Origin of the sequence: Castellaniella sp. GW247-6E4, assembly GCF_040276065.1 — a bacterium.
GTDB lineage: Bacteria > Pseudomonadota > Gammaproteobacteria > Burkholderiales > Burkholderiaceae_B > Castellaniella.
Genome location: NZ_JBELOI010000021.1, coordinates 1 through 17918, shown reverse-complemented (window position 1 = coordinate 17918; position 17918 = coordinate 1). Strand labels below are relative to the sequence as shown.

Below are 17918 nucleotides of genomic sequence, written 5' to 3'. Positions count from 1 at the left end.
CAATTCTTCTGCATTATGAAATATGGGCTGATTTTGCTGTTCGACCGATTTTTCAAGACGGCTTATTCAGACCATCCCTAAGTGGCCGTATACTCGAATCAAGCGATTCCCCTCGAAGAATTGATGCTGTTGCCAAGAAAGAAAACTTTCCTCGTTCATTCAGTAATCCTGCCGCTCTCTTGTAGAATCCAACCACAAGGTCTGCCTTGCCATGCCATGGAGGTGAGCATTCTTGCAATAGGGCCATATAATCGGCACCTAAGCTGGTTGCTGCTAGCGTTCCGTAAATAAATGGTGGATTGCCAACGAAGGCATGGAAGCCACCGCATTCCATGATTTCAGGAAAGGCTAGTGACCAATGGAAGCAGCGCCGTGGGCCAAGACAATCGCGAGCAAACTTCTGTAGCTCAGCCAGTCCTCGTACCCAGTAGGCGATCATCTGATCTGCCGCTATCTCCCGTTCGGATTCGTAGGCTTTGCCCTGCAGCCCTTTCAACTCCACAGCAACCAGCACATCCGCTACAGCACTGAGCTTGGCCACCGCTTCCTCCGCCTCGGCATACAACGTCGCCTTCTGTGCAATCTGCTCAGGCGTATCCGATGGCATCGTCGCCAACAACTCGCGTTTCTTCTTCGCCTCCTCAATATGCCGCCAGAGGTTGAGCGTGGCGAACGCCTGCTGCTTGCCGCCGCCAGGGCGCAGGCTGAAGTTCTCCAACTGTTCCAGCGAGCTAATACCAAGCAGCGAATCGCCGCATTTGAATGCGTGGTCGAGGAAGGTGAAGGGCCGGTTGGCGTCGACGGTGATCAGCCACATCGAGAGCTTGGCCATCTCTATCGCCATGGGGTTGATGTCCACGCCGTAAAGACAGCGGTCAGCCACCACGCGGCGTGCGATGGCGATGCGTTCCGCAGCCTCGGCAGGCACCAGCCGCTCGGTGGGCGAGCCTTCGGAGGACTTGCCATCCGGCATGATCAACACTTGGCCGGGGTGCGCTTTCTCCTCGTTTTCCCAAGCCTCAACCAGACGCTCCGCGAGGTAGCGGCAGGCCTGCACCAGGAATGCCCCTGAGCCCATGGCCATGTCGCAGACTTTGAGGCCGAGGATTTCCTTGGGTGTCTTGAGCCGCCATTGCTCCTTGGGCAAGCCTTCGGCGGGACCCACGTAGACCAGCGGCTCCAGCGTGTGCTGGACGATGGGTTCGGTCAGCGAGGGCGGCGTGTAATGGGTGCCGGTACTGCGGCGCGTCGTGCCCTCCGTCACGTAGATACTACCGGCCAGCACCACCAACGGCCGTTCGAAAGAATCTTCGCGGATTAGACCTGCAAACGGGCGCAGGCGTGCCACCAGGGCTTCGTCTTGATTGCAGGCAACCCGCAACTTGTGTTCGCTGGGCAAGTCTCCGTTGTTGAGTTCCCTGCGCAAGGCTGGAAGGGAGCGGCCTGTTTCTCCCTTGAGGAAGTCGAGCAGCTTGTTTTCGCCCTGGCACAGCAGGTCTTCCAAGGTGGAGAGGGCGATCTCCAGTTCCTTTTTGCGCTTGCCGCGGATGCCCAGCTTGCCGCGAATGCCCAGCATCACCTCGGTGGCCCGAACAGCAGTGTGGTCCAGCAAACCCTCGTACACATGGCCGATCTGCTCCACGCCCAATGCCCGGAATGACACCCGGCGGGTTTCGGTCACGCTGCCGCTCTTGGTGCGCAGCCGTTGCAGGGAGTTGAGCAGGTGCAGCACAACGCGGTTGTTCACCGCCAGCGGTTCTGCGGGTGTGTTGCGCCATTGACTGCCGTGGGCACGACCTTCCAGGAAGGGGTAGCGGTCGGGGTCGAACAGCGACCCGCCGTAGGCTTGCATGAGCAAGTCCTGGTGTTGAATGCCGCCATGCACGGCACGGAAGGAGGCCAGCAGGCGAGACCAGGCGTCATAGCGACGCTCCAGTACTTCTTCGCCGTAGCGGTCGGCCACCTCCTGCAACTGCTCTTGCAGGGTAGAAACGGCGTAGTTGTCGTCGTACAGCGGCTTGCCCAGGTGCAGCAAACCTCGTTCCTCCGCCGAGAACAGGAACACCAACCGCATCATGATGGTCAGCGCGGCGTCGTACACCGTGGCCGGCTCCAGCCCCTTGAGTGCAGTGCCTTGGCTTTCCTGATGAAGGGCGTCGAACGATTGCACCAATACTTCGACCGCCTCGCGTACCTGGTAGCCGAGCTGGTCGGTGACTTCCTGCTGGTCACTGGCACTTTCCCTGAGCAGGGCCAACAGGGTGTTGTCGGCGGCCACGCCAAAGAATCGGTGTGCGCCGAGCAGCGAATGGAAGGCGCGCAGGGTGATGGGCTCGTCCAGCCACAGCTCGCCGTACCAGGACGCGTAGCCGGTGGTCTCACCGCGGGGGGCGTAGACCAGCATCCATTGCTCGCCATTGGTAACCAGCCCCAGCGGCACATTGGCGCCGTGCAGCAGCTCCATCATGCGGGTCGCGGACGTGGCCTTCCAGTGCTTGCCAATGACGGGCTTGTCCAGGGCTTGCTCGGCCGGATAGCTGTTGATCAGCAATTGCGCTTGCCCAGCCGTGGGCGTGCCGGCAGGTCCAAGCAGTGCAAAGTCCGGGCGCAGGGTTTCACCCAGTTCGGGCATATTGGCTTGCAGCCCCGCAGGTAGCGTCTGGCCTTCGGCAATCTGGTTGTCTGGGTAACCCAACACGGCGGCGAGGACGTGCATGACCCAGGCGCGCTGCTTGCCGGGGGCGGTCGGGTTGTCCTGCCATTCCTCGTGGGCAGCGCGTAGCACCTTGGCTTGTGCGGGGTCACGGGGATCCAACCCCTGCGGGAAGGCCCGCATGAGCACTGGCAGCGAGACGAAGGGGCCAGACACCTCAACGAGAGAGAGCCAATCGGCGTGGTGGCGGGTCGTGCTCATACACGGCCTCCCGTCACTTCAAGAACCGCTCGCCGCGGGATCAACCAGGTCACGGCCACCGGGAAAAGCCGCGCAGTGGGGCTGGCGTAGCGGGAGCGGATGTGCTCGGACTCGCGCTGGATTTCCAGCGGGATCTCTTGCAGGCGATGGCGCAGAGCAGCCAGGTCGCGTTCGCGTTGTTGCTTGCCTGGTTCATCGCCCCCCAGGTCGAGCATCAATTGTGGGCCGTCTTTGCGTTCGAGTTCGGCCTGTATGGCGCGCTGCAGTTCAGTCATCACGGTGGTGAGCTTGTTCACTTCCTTTTCCGCCAGCTCTTCGAGGTGCTTTTCCAGGTTCTTGGTTCGCTCGACTTTGCGAGCTTCCAGCGCGTTCATCAGCGACTCATGGTGCTTTGGCCAGAGCGCCTGGAAGCGCGATTCGATGGCAGGCGGTGCAGCCACTTCGGTCGCAGCGGTCAACGCAGTTTTGGTTTCACCCACGTTAAGGCGCTGAAAGCGGCCTTCGATGAGTGAGCCGCCCGCGGTGATGACTTCTTCATGCAAGCGGTGGTTGTCACCGCCCAGCACCACGATGCGGCCATGTGCAACAACGGCCGGATGGGTGAGCGACGCATCATCCACCACGCAGGCCGATACGCGCGACAAATGCTTGGCTTGCCCGCCGAGCGACCAGATTTCTGCGCGAAGCAGGCGCAGGCACATCTGCACCAAGCGGTGGTTCAAATGCGCGAGCACCACGTCATCGCGCCCAGCAGCCAAGGCCGCGTCGAACACAATGGGGCGAATCTTCTTGGTGTGAGGGTGGGCCAAGCCGTCAGTACACTGCGCCCAGCTATTGGACAGCGCAGGTACACGGAACACCGGGCAGGTCTTGCGCACACCGGTCGGGTCTGGCCAGATACCGGGCACATCTACAGGAATCAGCGCAGGCTGCTCTGCCAATTCCAGCCCTACACGAACCACGTTTTCAATGTGCTCGGGCGTGAGGTTGAGTTCGTGCTGGGTCTCGTGCAACTGGCCAGCAAGTTTTTCCAGTTGCTCCCGCAGCTTGCGCTCGAACTTGAGCACGCGTCGCACGGGCTCGGCGTCTTGTTCCGCGCGGGCGGTGTCAAGGTGATTCCGGCGGCCGAGCATGGCCTCTTCAACCTGACTGGCAATGACCGGGCCAACCTTACCCAGGTCTTCACGGATGGTTTCCACCTTGAGCGCGGCGCGCATCAGGAACTCAAGGTCGGCCTCCAGATCGCCCACCTTGCCAGAGGTCTTGGCGGTGTCGAAGCCTTGACCCACGAAATGATGGATGGAAACCTCGTTGGCCTTTTGGCCATGGCGATCCACCCGACCGTTGCGTTGCTCCATGCGGTTCGGGTTCCAGGGAATCTCGAAATGAATGAGCTTGGAACAGTGGTTCTGCAGGTTGACGCCTTCTGATGCGGCATCTGTGGCAAGCAGGATGCGTACCTTGGACTCGCTTGGGTGCGCCTGGAAAGCCGCTTTGAGCGGTTCGCGATGGTCGTTGGGCATGCCGCCATAGATCATTTCCAGCCGTCCTTCTTCGGCGAAGCCCTCTCGCGCCAGCAAGTCATAGAGCCACTTCTGGGTGGCACGGTACTCGGTGAAGATGATGACGCGCTCGTTGTTCCACTCCCCTGCGGGGCGCAGGTTGGCTTTGAGCCAGTTGATCAGGGCCTGCGCCTTGCAATCGGCACGCTGGCTGGCCCTGGCTGCAAATTCGCTCAACTGTCTGAGCAAGCCCTTTTCGTCTGCCGACAAGGGGGACAGTGCCTGACTGACCGAAGCCACTACTTCGGCGGTTTCGGCTTCGTATTCCTCGTCGTTGGCATAGTCGTCAGAAAAGTCTTCGATGTCCCGATTGGCGGTGTTCATGGCTTTGCGCCCGCCCACCGTGGCAATGTGCTTTTCCAGCGTGATGCCGAACGCAGCCGGTGAAGAGAACAGACGCTTTTTGAGCAGTTTGAGCACGAACTCTGCCGCCATCCGTTCACCATCTGACGTGGCGCTTTTGAGGCGCAGCTCGGAATAGGCTTGCAGGTCACGATGGGCTTGTCGCTCTTCGGTGGTGTAAGGCACCTCCAGATGGCGGACCACCCGCTCAGCAAAGCGCCGGCTGCCATCCCAACGCAACTTCAACTCGTCTTTCATACGACGGACCATGACCGCATCAAGTTGGTTGCGGTCCGGCGTGACTGCACGGGCAAAGCGCTGGCTGTCGAGCAACTCCAGCAATGCGGCGAAGCTTTCGCGATAGCCGTTGTGCGGTGTGGCCGACAAGAACAGCTTGTGTTCGAAGTGAGCGGCCAATGAACGGATGACCTGCGTGCGCATTGAATCCGTCGCATATTTTCCGCGGCCCGAGGGGGCCACGTTGTGGGCTTCGTCGACGATCAGTAAGTCGTAGGCTCGCGGGTAGGTGGGTTGCCCTCCAGCGGGCAGTGCTTCGCGGAAGGTGCGCAGCTGGCGTTCGCGCTTGAGGAAGTCCACGGAGGTGATCAACCGCGGGAAGTGTGTCCACGGGTTGACGTGGATGCCTCGTTTGCGCCGCAGTTGGCTGATGGCCTCACTGTCGATGATGCGGAAATCCAGCCCGAACTTGTCGCGCATTTCTTCTTGCCACTGCACTTGCAACGAGGAAGGACAGACGATCAGCACCGAGCGGACGCGGTGCCGCAAGATCATCTCCTGAACCACTAGACCTGCCTCGATTGTCTTGCCCAAGCCCACGTCGTCGGCGATCAGCAAGTTGACGCGAGGCATCTGCAGGGCGCGTACGACAGGGTCAAGCTGATAGTCGTCCACCTCGATTCCGCTGCGAAATGGCGACTGCAAGGCCTTGTCGTCGGCTTGTGAGACGGCGCCCCAGCGCACGGCATCAAGAAAGGCCTGTAGGTGCTTGGGGTGGTCAAATGCGTCTGGAGATGGGAGCGATGGTTTTTCATGCACCGTTGTGCCGGGCTCCAGCTCCCAAATAACCTCCAACTGTTCGCCCAAACCATCGTCTTCGACAGAGGACAGCTTGACAAGATGATGACGTTTGATGGCGTCTTGGGCGATGCCCACTGTGGGAACAGTGATCTCAGTAACAACGAATGGCCGCTTGCGGGCAACGACTAACTGGCCAATTTCTGGCAGTGCTTGCAAAGCTTTTCCCCTGAATCAACACAATTACCTATCGAATATTAACGAACGAGGGTGTTCTCGCCTCTTTGACGAAGCATTGCTAAATATTACTGATTCTCCCACAAGGTCAGCTGTAGGACAAAATCAGCACAGTCAGGGGGCAGTTTAGGCAGGTCAGACCGTCCTCCGTCCGGTAGCAGCGCTCGCCGCGCGGCCGGTATCCGCAATCCATCCCTAGGGCGCGGGCAGCCATTGCCCTGATCTCGCCGCCTAAAACGCCGACTGTATCACTGCGTTCCTTCCTGCAAGGGGGGCGCGTTGCCGGGTACTCACCCGGTCCCTTCGTTTCTCTTCGTTCTCCTTCGGGCTGCGGCTTGCGTGCCCGCCCCTTTCCGGTCGTCCCTTCGTGATCCAGCGCGGCAAGGCGACGAACTCACGGCAACGGTGGCACTCCGGGCCAGACAGTAGGACTGCGGACACCGCAAACCCTACGAAAGGCTCGGAATCTTCGGCCCCGGTAGCCGGTTAACCCCGAAAGGAGAAAGCACCCATGAACGCAAACAGCACCGCCGTGTTGAGCTATGACAACATGAATGACGCACACCCCCTGTATGTGCGCAGCCCCAGCGGGCGCTATCGGCCGGCGACCGATGACCAGATTCTGGCCGCTGGTCGGGTGGCGGCCGAAAGCCTGATTTCCACGGCCAACACCATGATGAATCCGGAGCAGGTGGCCAAGTTTTTTCAGTCCAAGCTGGCCGGGCTGGGGCATGAATGCGCGGCCTTTTTGTATCTGGATTCGCAGCTGAAGCCGATTCGCTACATCGAACAGGCCATGGGGACGCTGAGCCACGCCAGCATCTACCCGCGCGAGATCGTGAAGACGGCCCTTCGCTTGAATGCAGCCTCACTTTTCATGGCCCATAACCACCCATCAGGGATTGCCGAACCCAGCCCGGCGGATCTGAGCCTGACCCGACAGCTGAAGCAGGCGCTGGCTTTGGTGGATGTACGGGTACTGGATCACATCATTGTGGCAGCAACGGCGACTACATCGCTGGCCGAACGCGGGCAGCTGTAAGGCTTAAGGGGCAGGGCGGGGGTCCGTCCTGCCCTGGCCGCCTGGCTGGTCAGTAGGCAGCAGGCAGATGGCATGATCAGTTGATCATGAGGGCCAAGGTAGTCAGCCGGCCCCTGCCGTGCGCCTGGGGTCGCCCGCCAGGGGCTGGGGAAACAGCGCAATTCAAAAGTTGCAAGGCCGACCGGGTCATGGGTGCCCCGGTCGGCTTTGTCATCTGGTGCCGGCGGCAAGGGTGATGGTTGGAATGTGGGCCATGGCCCAGTCAGAGCCCCGAGGATGCGGGGCTGGGGGCGCTCGCCGCGCGGCTGCCGTATGGGGTCATCGCCTGGGCCGGGCCGTCATCGCGTCTTCCGTAAGTTCCGCCGCCTGAAACGCCGACGTGTACCACTTTCGCTTCTCGCTGCAAGGGGTGCGCTGCGCCAGGTACTCACCCGTTCCCTGCGCCTGCGGCTTCGGGCTGCGGCTTGCGTGCCTGCCCCTTTCCGCTCGACGCTGCGTGGTTCAGATCGGCACGGCGACGGAACTCACGGAAGACGGCGGCAAGACCGGAAAACCAGCATCAACCCCACACGGCGGATTGATGTTCCGGCTCAAGAATCTTCGGATCCGGTCAGCTGAAAAAGCAGTTCAACCCTTGTTTTGGAGAATCAGACCATGAATACCTACGAAGCCAAGCAGGCAGCCCGCAAGGCCCGCTATGAAGAACGTGCGGGGCAGGCACATGCACAATCCGATGCGGTCGCATCCCAGGCCAGCCTCATGGCCGATGCCATCCCCATGGGCCAGCCCATCCTGGTGGGGCACTATTCCGAAGGCCGCGACCGCCGCTATCGGGAGCGGATCAGCCGAGGCTTTGAACAGTCCATCGAGCTGCAGAAAAAGGCCGAGCACTACGCCAGAAAGGCCGCCGCAGTGGGCAAGGGCGGGATTTCCAGCGACGACCCGGCCGCCATCGAGAAACTGCAGGCGAAGCTCGCCAGCCTGCAGGCCATTCAGGAAACCATGAAGGCGATCAATGCCATTTTGCGCCGCCACGCGAAGGCTGGGGCTGATGCGCAGGTGGCTGCCCTGGTGGAATCTGGCCTGACCTACGCGGAACGTGCCCGCGAGCTGGTGACCCCGGACTATATGAACCGCATCGGCTTTGCCCCGTTCCAGCTGCAGAACAACAACGCCAACATCCACCGCATCATGGCCCGCATCAAGGAATTGCAGCGTGCCGCCGAGCGCACCGAAACCGAGCAGGCAGGAGACGGCTACACCTACCGCGAGGATCCGCAGGAGAACCGTGCCATGTTCCTGTTTGACGGCAAGCCGGCCAAGGAGACCCGCGACGTGCTGAAGCGCTGCGGTTTCCGCTGGAGTCCGACGCGCAGCGCCTGGGTGCGCCAGCTGACCGGCAACGCCCAATGGGCCGCCAAGGATGTGATCCGCCATCTGGACGCATTGAATCAGGCCTGAGCGACTTATCTGCCCTGGGCCGGATCCCGGCCCAGAGCATCACCCGAGACTTTCAATATTGGAGAATCACCATGGCATCATTGAACCGCGCGACCCTCATCGGCAACCTGGGCAAGGACCCGGAAATCCTCTACACCCCGGACGGTGCCGCCGTCTGCAACGTGTCGATTGCCACCACCAGCACCTGGCGCGGCAAGGCGAGCGGTGAGCGCCGCGAAGAAACCGAATGGCACCGCGTCGTCTTTTATGGCCGCCTGGCCGAGATCGCCGGCGAATACCTGAAAAAGGGCCGCACCGTGTTTGTGGAAGGGAGGCTGAAGACCCGCAAATGGCAGGACAAGGAGAGCGGCGCCGACCGCTACAGCACCGAGATCATCGCCGACCAGATGCAGGTGTTGGGCGGACGGGATGGCGGCCAGGCGGGAGAGGCGAAGGCGGCAGCCGTAGGCGGATCTGCGGCAGACAGGGCGAAGGGGCGCAGTGGGCAGACTGCGGCTGCAGCCCCGGCGGCAGGATCCGCAGCGCTGGATGAGTCGGATATTCCGTTTTGAGAGACTGCATGAGCCTGGCCGGGTGATTCCGGTCTGGTTTTGCATGGCGTCCTGGCCCGGCTTTGTCCGGGCCTTGTTGTATTCTGGGCTGGTGGCTTTTTTGGGCTATGGCTGCTGTATCTGGTGGTGGCCATCCTGGACCCGTCCTGTGCATCCTGTGGCCTGTCTGGTGCTGATGCCTGGCCTGTTCCCAGGCTTCGCCTGGGGCCCTGTGCTGTGACGCTGCCTGCCCGGTTTCCGGCCAGGCTGGGCCGTTCAGTCCCCAAAGTCGCTGCCGCTCATTTGTGGCCTTAAACGTCCCACACATGACGCACCCCGGAGGGGTGGGGAAAGGTTTTGTGGATCAATGGCTTGCTGGAAGCGGCCCGGTTTTGGCGATGTAGGACAGATAGAGCACTGGAATGGCTCAAGCCATTGACCCAGCGGGGAGAACGGCGGCCACGCCTGTGGCCGAATGGTGCGTAGACGGTGGCCAGAGTTGTGGGGGACACCACTCATACACCAGCGGTACCGCCTGGCAACACCGTAGATACACCAGCGATACACCACGCCGACACCAGCTGGACACCGTCTGAACACCTGGTTCACACCAATAGGCCCGCAGATTTCCACGAAATGGTGGCTTACCGCGCAGCCACATTGACTTGAAGTTCAAGGCTTGCGCATGCAGCCAGAAGATCGTCGAAAGAGGCGGCATGTCCGACCATCAGGTCATCGGCCAGCATGGCTGCGTAGTCGTCGGCGAGCGCAGTCCTGGCCAGGCCTTCAGGGACGATCCGTAGATGACCGGTGACGGCGGATGCGTAATCGATCACCTGGCCATCAGCATCTTTTTCGATGAAGAACCATGATTTGTGTTGGGCGACCGCCTGCGCAACGGCATGGTCAGTGAGGATGGTCAGAAAGTGTGGGCTTTGTGCAATTGCGGCAAGATCATGCCAATGCCGTGCGTAGCGTTCGCCACGAAGGCGGCCCTGTGCACAGAAGACGTGTGCGGCCGTTGCCTTCTCCCAGAATGTACGGGCAATGTTCATCACCAGCGGTGCGGCGGTGGGAAAGGTGATGTCGTGAAACTGCGGGGCGATGTCGCAATCGACCTGGAAGACCTTGTGCGGCTCCCCGGTAGCGCGTGCACCGAATTCCAGCGTGATGACTGGGGCGACGTAACCGGTGCCGTGTGCCAGGGCAGGATACCGCAGTGTCAATTTGTCGCGTCCGGGGCCGCAGAGTTCGAGCTGAGCGTCCAGATGATCGTGACCCAGTGCTTTTTGTATGGTGGACTGCACATGTTGGGTGATCCAGTCCGGTAGTCTATGTCGTACGGCCTGGGTCCATTTGCTGGCCTGACTGCGGCTGGTGGGAAGATCGTCGTGCTGGCCGATCAGGTCAGGAATGAGCTTGCGGATATCGTAAGTCAGGTCGATGTCTTCTGAAAATCGATCGATGACCTTGTAGATTTTTGATAAAGACGTTCCACCTTTGAAGGTCAGATCCGCCGCGAGCGATGACTGGAAGAGCGCTCCCAGCGCCCAGACCACCCAGATGTCCTTTTCGAGCAGATGGGCGGGCCGCCCCGTTTTGGCGCGGCCATATTCCAGTGCCTCGCGCCGATCTTGTTCAGTCAAGTTGAAGAAGGATTCAGCCACGAGCGGCTTCCTTGCCGATGGCCTGCGCCATCCAGCCGGGCAGCATGGCCCGCGCGGATGCGAGTGCCTGCCATTCTGCAGCAGGCAGGCTTTGCCGCAATGAAACCAGTGACTGCTGGACGAGGCTGGGTCCTATCCAGGCCAATGCCCGGACAGCGGCACCTGCCTGCCGTGCGCCCAGGGCCAGCATCCAGCGAGGGGCATGCCTGACCAGGATTTCTGAATGATCGAGTTGCAATCTTTGTGTGCGCCCGGATGTGAGATAGACCTCGCGGATGGGGACCTGCCGCGTGAGCCCCAGCGAGTTTGCTGCGCTGGCACCATGAGACACGACGACTTCACCATGGTGTTCAGCCAGAGCGTGGACGATCTTTTCTGGGGCAGGGGCCCGCGAGCCGAACCGGCTGGTGACGGGGGCTGTGTACATGCCTCGCGCAATGCGCAGCAGTTTGCCTTCTTTGGCAAAACGGCAGAACGCCTGGTCTACGGCGGATCGGCTGCCCAGATGCAGGAATTCTTTAGGCGACAGCACACCCCCTTCTGGCAGGGACAGCGCGTGTTTCAGGATGGTTTTGGGCAGCGATTTCATAAGGCACCTCATTAACAGAGAAATTATATATCAGTTTCTGACATTCTTATAGTGGCCTATGAGTCCGTGCTTGGGCATGGTCATCCGATTTCCAGATCGGCCACTGCCGGGGATTCTGCCGGTCTGAGGGTATTTTGATCTGATGTCAGTCCATTATTTGTCACGGGCAGCAGGTCATGCGCCAGCCCCTTGACCCCCAGCCGATCCACCCGCTCGGGCAGCTTGTCCGCATCATCCGTGAATACCACGACCTCATGGCGCTCGCGCGAGATGCTGACGTAGTAGGTATCCTGGGCCGTGGTGCGGCTGAAGCTTTCCGCGTTGTACAACACCCGGTCGCAGGTCAGGCCCTGGGCGCTGTGTGCCGTGGTGGTGTAGGCATAGTCCAGGTGCAGCGGCCGGTCGGTGGGCAGGGTGATGTAGCGGCCGCCAGTCTCGATGGTAACGGTGGCGGCCTCGATGCCGACGACCTTCGCCAGCTGGCCGTTGACCAGGTCATGCTGGGCATCGTTGCGCGTGATGCGCACCTGGTCGCCCACGGATAGTTCGGATTCGTTCAGGTGATAGACCGAGAGCTTGCCCATGGTGCGGGGGATGATTTCGATGGGCCCAGGTTTTGATGCGCCAGGGTTCACCGCCTGCACCGTGATGCGATCATGGCGGGGAATACCGGTCACCCGGTACAGTTCGCCGCGCTTCAGGCCGCACTGGTAGTCACGTTCTGGCACGACGATATCGCCCACGGTGTAGTACCGGGCCACACTGCGCTCGGCGCGTGTGGTGTCGTGGCGGGCCAGTAGCTGGCAGCGTTGGCCTTTGCCTTCCAGGCCGCGCAGGGCATGGATGCGGGCATTGATCGCCTGGCGCGAGGCGTTGGTGCCGGTCACCACAATCGTGCTGGCCTGCTGATCGGCAGGCAGCCCCACATAAGCCTGGGCGATGGCCTCATACCGGGCCGAGCAGTCGCGGGCCTTGTGGCCGTGTTCATCGACGCTGAACTGATCCGGGATGGTCAGTACCCGATCCAGCAAGGGCAGGGACCGGCTGGCCCGGCCCTGGGCGGCCAACTGCACGGCCTGGCGCAGCCGCTCGGAACGCTGGCGCTGGATGTCGCCCATGAGAACGGTCTTCATGCCGTGTTCCTGCAGCATGGCAAAGGCGCGGCCCGCCTCGATGGCCTTGGTCTGGGCCGTGTCGCCCAGCAGCACCACCTTCGCGCCGGTGGGCTGGATGAGCGCCAGCAGCCTGTCCATCTGGCGCACGGGCACGACCCCAGCCTCGTCGATCACCACCACGGTCTGCGGGCCCAGCTGGCTGGTAAAGGGCCGCTTGTCACGGGCGGCCAGCAACGAGGCCACAGTATTGGCTGGCACGCCATCCTTGCGCAGATTCCGCACCATGCCGCCATAGGGCGCAAGCGCCACCAGGTTGTGGCCCTGCTGCTGCAGAATGGCCTGGGCGTTTTGTAGCGCAAAGGACTTGCCGGTCCCGGCCAGGCCCTGGAGGCCGCTGATCTGATCGGTGTCGCTGGCGATCAACATCACGGCTTCACGCTGGCCTGGGGTCAGGCGTTCATCCAGCCCGGATTCGGCCACGGTGCTGGCGATGGGGGCCTGCCAGGCACGGCGGCCGTTTGCTTCGGCTGCCAGAATGCGGGATTCGGCCTCATAGGCCTTGCGGGTGGCGTAGCGGGGGCTTTCCATCAAGAGCCGACCTTCGGTGATGGCCTGATCGACCAGCTGCAGAGCTGCATCCTGCGAGACCCCGCGCAGGCGCACAACGTCTGCCGCCCAGCCGTCGCGGGTCAAGGGCGCGGCCTTCATGTCCTGTGTGCTGCGATAGTGCGAGGCTTCCTGGATCAGTGTCCCTGCCTGTGCCCGCGCCTGGATGGCCGACTGGATGGCTGTGATGTCCGTATGACCGCCCGCGTGGCGCACGGCGCTTTGGAGTAGATCGGCCAGCGGCATGACGGATTCGCGCTCGGCCAGGTGCTGGATCGCCCAGTCCAGCGATGCCTGCGCTACCAGATCGGAGGCTTTGCCGGTGTCCCTGGTGTTCTGCCGTGGCGGGATGGCCGCCTGCAGGCCTGCCTGATCGAACCGCATGCCGATGGCTTGGGCTGATGCCTGCCATTCCTGCTGCAGCTCGGCACGGCTGTAGGCCTGGGTCTTCTGCTGCCGGTGGGCGAGGGTGATGCCCTGGCGCAAGGCGTGTGGGGCCTGATCGCGGCTGGTGCCGCGTGCAGCCAGCTCCGCCGTGATCCCCGCGCTGCGCTTGCTGAAAAATTCAATTTGTTCCCGGCTGATGTGTGCGAGCTCGATGTGGTTCTTCTCGTGGCGCACGGCATAGCCCAGCGCCCGGACATTGCGCTCCAGCGTTGCCTGGTAGATGGAGTCCGTCACCCGCAGCAGCTGGAAGATCTGTTCATTGGACAGTGCCACCCACTGGCCGTCGGCCCGCTGCGTCAGGTTCATGAGCAGTGCGTGGACGTGCAGATGCGGGTCCGGTGCGGCGTCCTCTGTGGGCCGGGCCGTTTCGTGGCGAAACTTGGCGATGATGACATTGCCCGTGTGCTCCACCCGCGACTTGCCGTTTTCCTTGCGGCGACCCATGGTCAGGTGCTGCTCGACATAGGCCAGGGCCGTGGCCACGGCGTCATCGTTCGCCTGGATCAGGCGCTCGTCGCCGCCGATCAGCGCCTGCAGCGTGATGCTTTTGGGGGCACCGAAGGTCAGATCCAGCGCGGCGCGGGCCTTGGCGTCCTTGCGCACGGATTGACTGGCCGTGATGCCATGGCCAAAGTCACCCTGCAGCATGGCTTTGAACCGGTCGGGGTCGATGGCCCCGACCGCGCCCAAGCGCCGGGCACCATCGCCTTGCCAGGTCGCGGCGCTGCCGTCTCGGCTGTAGTAATCGTCGGCCTGGTCGGCATAGTAGTGGGTGGCGAGGGCCGCACGGGCCCGATAGATCTGGCTGTGCGAGATCATGGGTGCTCCGGGAAGTGGGGATGGTAAAAAATCAGCCAGCAGGCGCGAAAGGCGCGCCGGTGCTGGCTGTTGGCGGGAAGGGCAGGGGGATTACACAGGGTTTTCCACAGGAATTGTGGATGGCTGCTGATGGCCCAAGTGGACATAAGTTACATTAGGTATGGCGAGTGCAGGTAGGGAGCCCGACTATGATTCAATTGCCGCCTTTGGTGGTAAATATACCGTTCTCGAAAGGGCGGATACGGCATGTCTTGCGACCGGCTGCCCAAGTCCAAGTCCTAGAGCGAAGTGAAGAACGGATTACATCGAGAACCACGTTGCCGGTTTTACATTTAGCGAGCGGTGAGCGAGTGCTTGTGACTTCGCGACCTAGCATTGCTCGCCCAGTTAACGTGGATGGTGTCTTGAGGGAACGTCCGGAAGGTGGCTATCAGTGGAAGAGTCATCGGTTGCTCGAGGAATTTGATGCGATGGTTATGCGGGACGGTTGGTCCCGTGTTGCCAGAGAAATTACTGGCTCTTGGATCGGACGACTTTCCTTTCGGTCCGAAATTAAACAGCAAGATGGAACCGTACAGCCGGGGCAGGAAGGTTTAAGGCCACCGCAACTGGGCGCATTGCATGCGATTGGGGCGCACTGGAGCCTGGAACACCAGCCAGCAACGGTCGTAATGCCGACCGGAACTGGAAAGACAGAGACCATGCTGGCGACTCTCGCAGCCTTTGGCAAGGCGCCGCTGTTGGTGGTGGTTCCGTGGGATTCTCTTCGTACTCAGACTGTGCATAAATTCCTGACCTTCGGGTTGCTCAGAAAACTGAAGGTACTACCAGAAGTAGTACAAAATCCTATTGTTGGGATCATCAACAGACGTCCGCAAACGATTGAGGATCTTGAACTGGTCGACGCATGCAATGTCGTGGTGGTCACTGCGAGCGCCATCGGTGTGGGCACGGAAAGTGCAATCCTTGATGCGTTGGCGCAGAAGTGTGGGGCACTCATCCTAGACGAAGCTCACCATGTGCCGGCGACCAATTGGTCGCGTGTCAGGGAGGCATTTAAGAACGTTCCTATCCTCCAGTTCACGGCGACGCCATTCAGGCGAGATGGGAAACTCGTCGATGGGAAGGTCATTTTTAACTACCCGCTTGGCCATGCCCAGCGAGATGGGTACTTCAAGCCAATCCGGTTCGAACCCGTCTACGAAGTTCGCGGCGCTGCGTGGGCAGATCAGGTGATTGCCAAGGTGGCCATTCAGCAGCTTCGGGAGGACTTGGCGGCTGGATATGACCATCTGCTCATGGCTCGGTGCGAGAATATCGGGCGGGCTGAGGTCGTGGAACAGATCTATCGAAAGCTCGCTCCAGACCTGGAGCCCCTCCTCATTCACTCAGAGAGCCATGGCGCTGATACCAAGATAGAGGAGTTGAAAGCGGGCCGATCGAAGATCGCGGTCTGCGTCAATATGCTTGGGGAGGGGTTCGATCTTCCTAGCCTGAAGGTGGCGGCTGTTCACGATATGCATCGCAGCCTGGCCATCCTTCTGCAGTTTACCGGCCGGTTTACCCGTGTCGCAGGCAAGAATATCGGTGATGCTACCGTTGTCGCAAATATCGCCGATTCCAGGGTTTCTGGTGCGCTAGAACGCCTGTATAGCGAAGACGCCGACTGGAATAAATTGCTGAGCGAACTTAGCTCAGAAGCAGCACAAGAACATGCGGAACTGATCGAATTCCTTCAGTCATCGCAAAGACTGGATAAGTCAGCAGACGATGAAGTTTCTATCTCGCACCAGTTGCTCCGCCCGATCTTTAGTACGGTGGCCTATCGCGTAGCGAAATTCGCTCCCGCCAGGTTTCATAATGGCCTCGGAAAGGATCGTCATGTTCATGCAGTTTGGCTGCATGAGCAGACCAAGACCTTGTACTTCGTGACAAGGAAGGAGCCGCGCTTGCGCTGGATGCAGTCGAAAGAAGTTCGTGATCGGGAATGGGCTCTCTTCGTGCTGCATCACGATGAGGATGCAGGGCTTTTATTCCTGTCGTCAACAGATCACGGATCCATGTTCCAGGAATTGGCTCAGGCAGTGTCCGACGAGGTTGCCCTGATCAGCGGAGAACAAGTATTCCGGTCACTCGGCCGAATAAACCGGCTGATGTTCCATAGCTTGGGTGTGAAGAAACATGGAAGGCGAAATCTGAGCTTTGCCATGTACACAGGTGCGGATGTAGCGGAGGCGCTTGGGGTTTCCGAGCGAGCTGGTTCCGTCAAGAACAATGTCAGCGGAACAGGCTGGGAGGGGGGAAGCAAGATCGCGATTGGGTGCTCATACAAAGGACGCGTATGGTCGAGAGAACAAGGTTCTATTCCTTCGCTTGTCCGTTGGTGCAAGGCAGTTGGTTCGAAGCTCGTGGACGATACGATTAACGTTGCCAATATTATTGCTAACGTCCTGATTCCGGAAGAGGTCGACAGACTGCCAGATGCAACAGTACTCGCTGTAGAGTGGCCGGCAGAACTGTTGGGTATATCGGAGGAACGGGTTGTATTCACAGTCGGAAATGAGGAATGGCCGCTATACCTGCTCGACCTCAAGCTTCGTGAGAGGGAAGGGAACGTCGTGCAGTTTGTACTTGGCACGGACGACTATCCTGAGTTCGCCGCCTTTGCATTGACGATTGGAGGCGAACACGGTTTTCAGGTTCGCCAGACAGAGGGGGATGTGCTGTCGATCAAGATCGGGAATCACGACTACCGTGCGTCGGAGTATTTCAGCTTTTATCCGCCTTTGATTCGCTTTGTGGATCTTTCTGAGTTGGATGGAAATCTCCTGATCAAGCCCCAGGATCCACGAGAACTGGCACTTAATGAAAAGCAGTTCGAAGTATGGGATTGGCAGGGGGTGGATATGACGGTGGAGTCGCTCTGGCGAAACGGACAGGTGTGCAGAAACTCGATTCAATGGAAAGCTGCGCAACATTTCGTCCACGGTGGCTTCGACGTGGTGTTCGACGACGATGGTGCGGGTGAAGCGGCAGATTTAGTTTGCCTCAAGGAGGAGCCAGATCGTATTCGACTTGTGTTGATCCACTGCAAATTTTCGGGAGGTTCGACGCCTGGAGAACGCGTGAAGGATGTGGTGGAGGTCTGCTCACAGGCTGTGCGCTCTGCAAAATGGAAATGGCGGTTCAGGGACCTTGGCCAACATATCAACAGCAGAAATCTGAAATTGGCGAATACTGCAGTTAGAACCAGCCGGTTTCTCGCCGGCAGTTCGGTGGAGTTGAACAATATTGTGAAGGCCTATCGGTTCAAACGGGTCGATGCGGAGATACTCGTGGTTCAGCCGGGGCTCTCATTGGAAAACCGGACGGCTGACCAGAACATGGTTATTGCCGCTGCCGCCACGTTCCTAAAAGAAACTATTGGATGTGACCTTGGGGTTATTTGCAGCGCGTAGCAGATCGATGGTGTTTTTCTAAGGAACATCTGAACAAGTCCCGTGGACCTGTCAGAATGTAGGTTGTTGAACGAGACCCGATCAGGACGCCCCC

General features: G+C 60.3%; 9 protein-coding genes. 4 read left to right on the top strand and 5 right to left on the bottom strand.

Annotated elements, in window-relative coordinates:
* Nucleotides 1-52: 52 nt before the first annotated feature.
* Entirely contained in the window at nucleotides 53-2914 is a 2862-nt protein-coding gene (locus ABS761_RS16440; protein WP_350409475.1) for an Eco57I restriction-modification methylase domain-containing protein, read from the bottom strand.
* The gene (drmD, locus tag ABS761_RS16435) at nucleotides 2911-6072 is read right to left on the bottom strand and encodes a DISARM system SNF2-like helicase DrmD (protein ID WP_350409473.1); all 3162 of its coding nucleotides are present in this window, start codon (nucleotides 6070-6072) and stop codon (nucleotides 2911-2913) included. The genes ABS761_RS16440 and drmD overlap by 4 nt, the downstream gene beginning before the upstream one ends.
* A gap of 529 nt (nucleotides 6073-6601) precedes the next feature.
* On the opposite strand from drmD, the gene ABS761_RS16430 reads away from it, so the two are divergent.
* The 3 genes from ABS761_RS16430 to ssb all read left to right on the top strand — a co-directional run bounded on the left by ABS761_RS16430 (nucleotide 6602) and on the right by ssb (nucleotide 9144).
* Nucleotides 6602-7132 (top strand): JAB domain-containing protein, encoded by a 531-nt coding sequence (locus tag ABS761_RS16430; protein WP_350409472.1) that lies wholly within the window; start codon nucleotides 6602-6604, stop codon nucleotides 7130-7132.
* A 654-nt stretch (nucleotides 7133-7786) separates the two neighbouring features.
* Nucleotides 7787-8593 (top strand): DUF3560 domain-containing protein, encoded by an 807-nt coding sequence (locus ABS761_RS16425; protein ID WP_350409470.1) that lies wholly within the window; start codon nucleotides 7787-7789, stop codon nucleotides 8591-8593.
* Nucleotides 8594-8664: 71 nt separating this feature from the next.
* Entirely contained in the window at nucleotides 8665-9144 is a 480-nt protein-coding gene (gene ssb / locus ABS761_RS16420) for a single-stranded DNA-binding protein (protein WP_350409469.1), read from the top strand.
* Nucleotides 9145-9767: 623 nt separating this feature from the next.
* Here ssb and ABS761_RS16415 read toward each other — a convergent pair.
* From ABS761_RS16415 to mobF, 3 genes are all read right to left on the bottom strand, one after another.
* A complete protein-coding gene (locus ABS761_RS16415; RefSeq protein ID WP_350409468.1) occupies nucleotides 9768-10790 on the bottom strand; it encodes a nucleotidyl transferase AbiEii/AbiGii toxin family protein in 1023 nt (340 codons plus the stop codon).
* The gene (locus tag ABS761_RS16410; RefSeq protein ID WP_350409466.1) at nucleotides 10783-11379 is read right to left on the bottom strand and encodes a DUF6088 family protein; all 597 of its coding nucleotides are present in this window, start codon (nucleotides 11377-11379) and stop codon (nucleotides 10783-10785) included. The genes ABS761_RS16415 and ABS761_RS16410 overlap by 8 nt, the downstream gene beginning before the upstream one ends.
* Before the next feature lie 80 nt (nucleotides 11380-11459).
* Nucleotides 11460-14366: a MobF family relaxase gene (gene mobF, locus ABS761_RS16405; protein ID WP_350409465.1), complete on the bottom strand. Its 2907-nt coding sequence runs from the start codon at nucleotides 14364-14366 to the stop codon at nucleotides 11460-11462.
* 404 nt (nucleotides 14367-14770) lie between these two features.
* Here mobF and ABS761_RS16400 point away from each other — a divergent pair, with 404 nt between their 5' ends.
* Nucleotides 14771-17824, top strand: coding sequence for a DEAD/DEAH box helicase (locus ABS761_RS16400; protein ID WP_350409463.1), 3054 nt, complete (start codon nucleotides 14771-14773; stop codon nucleotides 17822-17824).
* The last annotated feature ends 94 nt before the right edge of the window (nucleotides 17825-17918 follow it).